The organism is Nocardia nova NBRC 15556 (assembly GCF_001613005.1).
GTDB classification, from domain to species: Bacteria; Actinomycetota; Actinomycetes; order Mycobacteriales; family Mycobacteriaceae; genus Nocardia; species Nocardia nova.
Genome location: NZ_BDBN01000167.1, coordinates 1 through 5,430, shown reverse-complemented (window position 1 = coordinate 5,430; position 5,430 = coordinate 1). Strand labels below are relative to the sequence as shown.

General features: G+C 56.1%; 3 rRNA genes. All 3 read right to left on the bottom strand.

Features of this window, described 5'->3' with window-relative positions:
* Positions 1 to 48 precede the first annotated feature (48 nt).
* Positions 49 to 165, bottom strand: a 5S ribosomal RNA gene (rrf, locus tag NN2_RS35370).
* A gap of 121 nt (positions 166 to 286) precedes the next feature.
* Positions 287 to 3,399 (bottom strand): 23S ribosomal RNA (locus tag NN2_RS35365).
* Between the two features lie 322 nt (positions 3,400 to 3,721).
* Positions 3,722 to 5,238, bottom strand: a 16S ribosomal RNA gene (locus tag NN2_RS35360).
* The 16S, 23S and 5S rRNA genes sit together here, the layout of an rRNA operon.
* Between the last annotated feature and the right edge of the window lie 192 nt (positions 5,239 to 5,430).

The window sequence follows — 5,430 nt, the reverse complement described above, 5'->3', positions numbered from 1 at the left end:
TGGGTAAGGCCCCCAACCTGCTGGTTGGGGGCCTTACCTGAATGTATGTTCCGGCGGTGTCCTACTCTCCCACACCCTGTCGAGTGCAGTACCATCGGCGCAGGTGGCCTTAGCTTCCGGGTTCGGAATGGGACCGGGCGTTTCCCCACCGCTATAGCCGCCGTAACTCTATGAAACTATCCACAGAGAGCCAGAACCTCGAAACCCTGTTACCAGAGTTCGACATCCCGTCTTCCTGTATCTGTGTGTTGTTTCAGATACCGCACAGTGGACGCGTAGCAGCTTTGTTGGTAAGTCCTCGGCCTATTAGTACCAGTCACCTCCATGCGTTACCGCACTTCCAGTTCTGGCCTATCAACCCAATGGTCTGTTGGGGGCCTTACCCCCTTAAAGGGGTGAGAAACCTCATCTTGGAACAGGCTTCCCGCTTAGATGCTTTCAGCGGTTATCCCTTCCGAACGTGGCCAACCAGCCGTGCCCCTGGCGGGACAACTGGCACACCAGAGGTTCGTCCGTCCCGGTCCTCTCGTACTAGGGACAGCCTTCCTCAAGTTTCTAACGCGCGCGGCGGATAGAGACCGAACTGTCTCACGACGTTCTAAACCCAGCTCGCGTGCCGCTTTAATGGGCGAACAGCCCAACCCTTGGGACCTACTCCAGCCCCAGGATGCGACGAGCCGACATCGAGGTGCCAAACCATCCCGTCGATATGGACTCTTGGGGAAGATCAGCCTGTTATCCCCGGGGTACCTTTTATCCGTTGAGCGACACCGCTTCCACATGCCGGTGCCGGATCACTAGTCCCGACTTTCGTCCCTGCTCGACCTGTCAGTCTCACAGTCAAGCTCCCTTGTGCACTTACACTCAACACCTGATTGCCAACCAGGCTGAGGGAACCTTTGGGCGCCTCCGTTACATTTTGGGAGGCAACCGCCCCAGTTAAACTACCCACCAGGCACTGTCCCTGAACCAGATCATGGCCCGAGGTTAGAGGTCCAATACGACCAGAGTGGTATTTCAACGACGACTCCACGAACACTGGCGTGCCCGCTTCACAGTCTCCCACCTATCCTACACAAACCGTACCGAACACCAATACCAAGCTATAGTGAAGGTCCCGGGGTCTTTTCGTCCTGCCGCGCGTAACGAGCATCTTTACTCGTAATGCAATTTCGCCGAGTCTGTGGTGGAGACAGCAGAGAAGTCGTTACGCCATTCGTGCAGGTCGGAACTTACCCGACAAGGAATTTCGCTACCTTAGGATGGTTATAGTTACCACCGCCGTTTACCGGGGCTTAAATTCTCAGCTTCGCACATTACTGCGCTAACCGGTCCTCTTAACCTTCCGGCACCGGGCAGGCGTCAGTCCGTATACATCGTCTTACGACTTCGCACGGACCTGTGTTTTTAGTAAACAGTCGCTTCTCTCTGGTCTCTGCGACCCAACCCAGCTCCGAGTGCAAGACTCATCACCAGATCGGGCCCTCCTTCTCCCGAAGTTACGGAGGTATTTTGCCGAGTTCCTTCACCACAGTTATCTCGATCGCCTTAGTATTCTCTACCTGACCACCTGTGTCGGTTTGGGGTACGGGCCGTGTACCAACTCACTAGAGGCTTTTCTCGGCAGCATAGGATCACTGAATTCACCTCAACCGGCTACGCATCACCTCTCAGGCACATACTGTGCGGATTTGCCTACACAACGCCCTACAGGCTTACACCCGGTAATCCACCACCGGGCCCAGCTACCTTCCTGCGTCACCCCATCGCTTGACTACTACGGTCTGGGTCTCGTGCATCCCCCTCCGGCCACCCGAAGGTGGTCCATTGGGTTCAGGACGATTAGCAAAACCGGCTCGCCATTGGGCGCGGATACACGGGTACGGGAATATCAACCCGTTGTCCATCGACTACGCCTGTCGGCCTCGCCTTAGGTCCCGACTCACCCTGGGCGGATTAACCTGGCCCAGGAACCCTTGGTCATTCGGCGGACGAGTTTCTCACTCGTCTTTCGCTACTCATGCCTGCATTCTCACTCGCGCAGCCTCCACAACTAGGTCACCCCGCTGCTTCCCTGGCTACACGACGCTCCCCTACCCACCCAGTCGACTGGCCCGAAGGCGATCTGTATGACTGAGTGCCGCGGCTTCGGCGGTGTACTTGAGCCCCGCTACATTATCGGCGCAGGATCACTTGACCAGTGAGCTATTACGCACTCTTTCAAGGGTGGCTGCTTCTAAGCCAACCTCCTGGTTGTCTCAGCGACCCCACATCCTTTTCCACTTAGTACACGCTTAGGGGCCTTAGCCGGCGATCTGGGCTGTTTCCCTCTCGACTACGAAGCTTATCCCCCGCAGTCTCACTGCCGCGCTCTCACACACCGGCATTCGGAGTTTGGCTGACTTCGGTAAGCTTGTGGGCCCCCTAGGCCATCCAGTAGCTCTACCTCCAGTGTGAAACACGCGACGCTGCACCTAAATGCATTTCGGGGAGAACCAGCTATCACGGAGTTTGATTGGCCTTTCACCCCTACCCACAGCTCATCCCCTCAGTTTTCAACCTAAGTGGGTTCGGGCCTCCACGACGTCTTACCGTCGCTTCACCCTGGCCATGGGTAGATCACTCCGCTTCGGGTCCATGACATGCGACTCAAACGCCCTATTCGGACTCGCTTTCGCTACGGCTACCCCACACGGGTTAACCTCGCCACACACCGATGACTCGCAGGCTCATTCTTCAAAAGGCACGCCATCACCCCACGACGAATCGAAGGCTCTGACGGATTGTAAGCGCACGGTTTCAGGTACTATTTCACTCCCCTCCCGGGGTACTTTTCACCTTTCCCTCACGGTACTAGTCCGCTATCGGTCACCAGGGAGTATTCAGGCTTACCGGGTGGTCCCGGCAGATTCACAGCAGATTTCACGGGCCCGCTGCTACTCGGGTGCCTGCTACAACAGAGAACACGTTTTCGTCTACCGGACTCTCACCGTCTACGGTTGGCCGTCCCAGACCAATTCGACTAACGCGATCTTTTCTGACTGTCGCCCAGATCGGCAGATCTGAGAAAGCAAGTCCCACAACCCCGGCTATGCAACGACTGCCGTCTATCACACACAACCGGTTTAGCCTCTTCCGCTTTCGCTCGCCACTACTCACGGAATCACTATTGTTTTCTCTTCCTGTGGGTACTGAGATGTTTCACTTCCCCACGTTCCCTCCACACCGTCTATATATTCAACGGCGGGTAACACGACATCACTCGTGCTGGGTTTCCCCATTCGGAAATCCTCGGATCTCAGCTCGGTTGACAGCTCCCCGAGGCTTATCGCAGCCTCCTACGTCCTTCATCGGCTCCTGGTGCCAAGGCATCCACCGTACGCTCTTACACACTTACTAACAAAGATGCTCGCGTCCACTGTGCAGTTCTCAAACAACACACCCACCCGGATAGGACATCAGGACTTACCGGCAAAGCCAGCAGTTTCTCAGAAAATCCGAGCAAGTCGTATTTTTTGCCTGGAAAGAACGTCTGTTCTTTCAGGACCCAACAGTGTGTCGATATATTCACCGCGGTCCCGGACAGAGCCGGCACCTCGGTGCGATGAAACTTGCCAGCGTTCCACCCATGAGCTTCCGCGGTCCCACTGACGGGGACACAAACGGTCTCTGGCACAACCACTTTCACCTGTGTGAAGCGTCGTGCAGAAGTGCTCCTTAGAAAGGAGGTGATCCAGCCGCACCTTCCGGTACGGCTACCTTGTTACGACTTCGTCCCAATCGCCAATCCCACCTTCGACGGCTCCCTCCACAAGGGTTAGGCCACCGGCTTCGGGTGTTACCGACTTTCATGACGTGACGGGCGGTGTGTACAAGGCCCGGGAACGTATTCACCGCAGCGTTGCTGATCTGCGATTACTAGCGACTCCAACTTCACGGGGTCGAGTTGCAGACCCCGATCCGAACTGAGACCGGCTTTAAGGGATTCGCTCCACCTCACGGTATCGCAGCCCTCTGTACCGGCCATTGTAGCATGTGTGAAGCCCTGGACATAAGGGGCATGATGACTTGACGTCGTCCCCACCTTCCTCCGAGTTGACCCCGGCAGTCTCTCACGAGTCCCCGCCATTACGCGCTGGCAACATAAGATAAGGGTTGCGCTCGTTGCGGGACTTAACCCAACATCTCACGACACGAGCTGACGACAGCCATGCACCACCTGTACACCAACCACAAGGGGGGCCGTATCTCTACGGCTTTCTGGTGTATGTCAAACCCAGGTAAGGTTCTTCGCGTTGCATCGAATTAATCCACATGCTCCGCCGCTTGTGCGGGCCCCCGTCAATTCCTTTGAGTTTTAGCCTTGCGGCCGTACTCCCCAGGCGGGGTACTTAATGCGTTAGCTACGGCACGGATCCCGTGGAAGGAAACCCACACCTAGTACCCACCGTTTACGGCGTGGACTACCAGGGTATCTAATCCTGTTCGCTACCCACGCTTTCGCTTCTCAGCGTCAGTTACTTCCCAGAGACCCGCCTTCGCCACCGGTGTTCCTCCTGATATCTGCGCATTTCACCGCTACACCAGGAATTCCAGTCTCCCCTGAAGTACTCTAGTCCGCCCGTATCGACTGCAAGCTTGCAGTTGAGCTGCAAGTTTTCACAATCGACGCGACGAACCGCCTACAAGCTCTTTACGCCCAGTAATTCCGGACAACGCTCGCACCCTACGTATTACCGCGGCTGCTGGCACGTAGTTGGCCGGTGCTTCTTCTACAGGTACCGTCACTTGCGCTTCGTCCCTGTCGAAAGAGGTTTACAACCCGAAGGCCGTCATCCCTCACGCGGCGTCGCTGCATCAGGCTTTCGCCCATTGTGCAATATTCCCCACTGCTGCCTCCCGTAGGAGTCTGGGCCGTGTCTCAGTCCCAGTGTGGCCGGTCACCCTCTCAGGTCGGCTACCCGTCGTCGCCTTGGTAGGCCATTACCCCACCAACAAGCTGATAGGCCGCGGGCCCATCTCGCACCGATAAATCTTTCCACCACAAACCATGCGATCCGTGGTCATATCCGGTATTAGACCCAGTTTCCCAGGCTTATCCCAGAGTGCGAGGCAGATCACCCACGTGTTACTCACCCGTTCGCCGCTCGTGTACCCCGAAGGGCCTTACCGCTCGACTTGCATGTGTTAAGCACGCCGCCAGCGTTCGTCCTGAGCCAGGATCAAACTCTCCGTTGAAGACTCTAGATTTGCCACCGAAGCAGCCAATCAGAAGTATCTCGAACCAGAGTCCGAAAACCTAACTTAAACGCCAGCCGGAAAATTAGCTGACAAAAATGTCCGTCACCCTCACGGGGGGAGGATGAACGGAACCAAAATAAATATTTGGCACTGACATTCATCGACACACTATTGAGTTCTCAAAGAACA